This window comes from Fusibacter sp. (genome assembly GCF_057447755.1).
The window spans coordinates 1-1,591 of record NZ_JBVBZF010000522.1; the positions used below are offsets into that span (position 1 = coordinate 1).

The window sequence follows — 1,591 nt, forward strand, 5'->3', positions numbered from 1 at the left end:
TCAGGCGCTTGTGCTGGTTGTGGTGAAACACCATATATGAAAGCTGTAACACAATTATACGGTGACAGAATGATGATCGCAAATGCTACAGGTTGTTCTTCAATCTGGGGTGGTTCTGCACCATCTACACCATACACTAAAAATGCTGAAGGCAAAGGTCCAGCTTGGGCAAACTCTTTATTTGAAGACAATGCTGAGTACGGATACGGTATGGCAATCGCTGTAAGATCTATCAGAAATACTATGAAAGAAAACTTTGAAGCATTAGTTGAGTTACCAATCGACGAAGCTGTTAAAGCGCCTTTCAAAGCTTGGTTAGCTGGTATGGAAGATGTAGACGCTTCTAAAGCAGCAGCTGCTGGTATCTTAGAAGTACTTGCAAACAACAACGTAACAGATGCAACTGCAAAAGCTGCATTAAAATATGCTGCTGATCATTCTGACTACCTCATCAAACGTTCTGTATGGATCGTTGGTGGAGACGGTTGGGCTTATGACATCGGTTACGGTGGTCTTGACCATGTACTTGCAAGCGGCGAAAATGTAAACGTATTAGTATTTGATACTGAAGTTTACTCAAACACAGGTGGACAAGCATCAAAATCAACACCAGTTGCTGCAGTTGCTAAATTTGCTGCATCAGGTATGAAAGTTAAGAAGAAAGACCTTGGTATGATTGCAACAACTTACGGTTACGTTTATGTTGCTCAAGTATCTATGGGTGCTAACCAAGCTCACTTCTTAAAAGTACTTCAAGAAGCTGAGAGCTATGATGGTCCATCATTAATTATCTGCTACGCACCTTGTATTGCACATGGTATCAAAACAGGTATGGGTACAACTCAAAGAAGAATGAAAGAAGCTGTAGATGCAGGTTACTGGCATTTATGGAGATTTGATCCAAGAGTTAAAGAGGAAGGTAAAAATCCATTCTTCTTAGATTCAAAAGATCCTACAACAAGCTTCCAAGATTTCATCTTAGGTGAGACAAGATATACAACTCTTAAAAACCAATTCCCTGAAGTTGCTACTGAACTCTTTGAAATTGCTGAAAAGCAATCAAAAGATCGTTTAGCTGGCTACAAGAGAATGGCTAAAATGGAGTATTAATTAAAGCATTTCAATAATCAACACATGATTTAATATCAAAGGCGATCTCGGTTAGAGATCGCCTTTTTGGTGTGCAAAAATACATATTTTGTGAGCCTTATTAAAAGACCTTGAGAGAGATAGGTCTTAAGATAGGTCAATATCATTGAAGCGATGACACTTGACAAGCTGGTGAATTTAAATAAAGTTATGATATAATGAACTTATGATCTGGAGGTAAGGGCGATGAAAAATTTTGTTAAAATGAAAACGAGACTAAACTGTGACCTCTTTGAAACCTATCGAAGCTTGACTCGAAAGGATAAGATGGAAAAATGGGGTGCTATTTATCAAGAAGACATTTTTGAAATAAGATTTACATGTGGTATTTTAAGAGCACAGATCGCTCAAGCTGGCGATTTAAACGATATTGTAATACCAGTGGTCTGGGAAGGTTTGCTCAATGGTTTAAAGGTAAATGCAGATGGACAAGAAGAGATAA

Annotated in this window: 2 protein-coding genes; both read left to right on the forward strand. The window is 38.3% G+C overall.

Annotated features, from left to right (window positions below; translation table 11 throughout):
- Window positions 1-1,110: thiamine pyrophosphate-dependent enzyme (locus AC220I_RS22355; protein ID WP_486726080.1), on the forward strand; the 1,110-nt coding region annotated here is incomplete at its 5' end.
- 225 nt (window positions 1,111-1,335) lie between these two features.
- On the forward strand, window positions 1,336-1,591 hold a 256-nt coding region (locus AC220I_RS22360), incomplete at its 3' end, for a hypothetical protein (protein WP_486726081.1).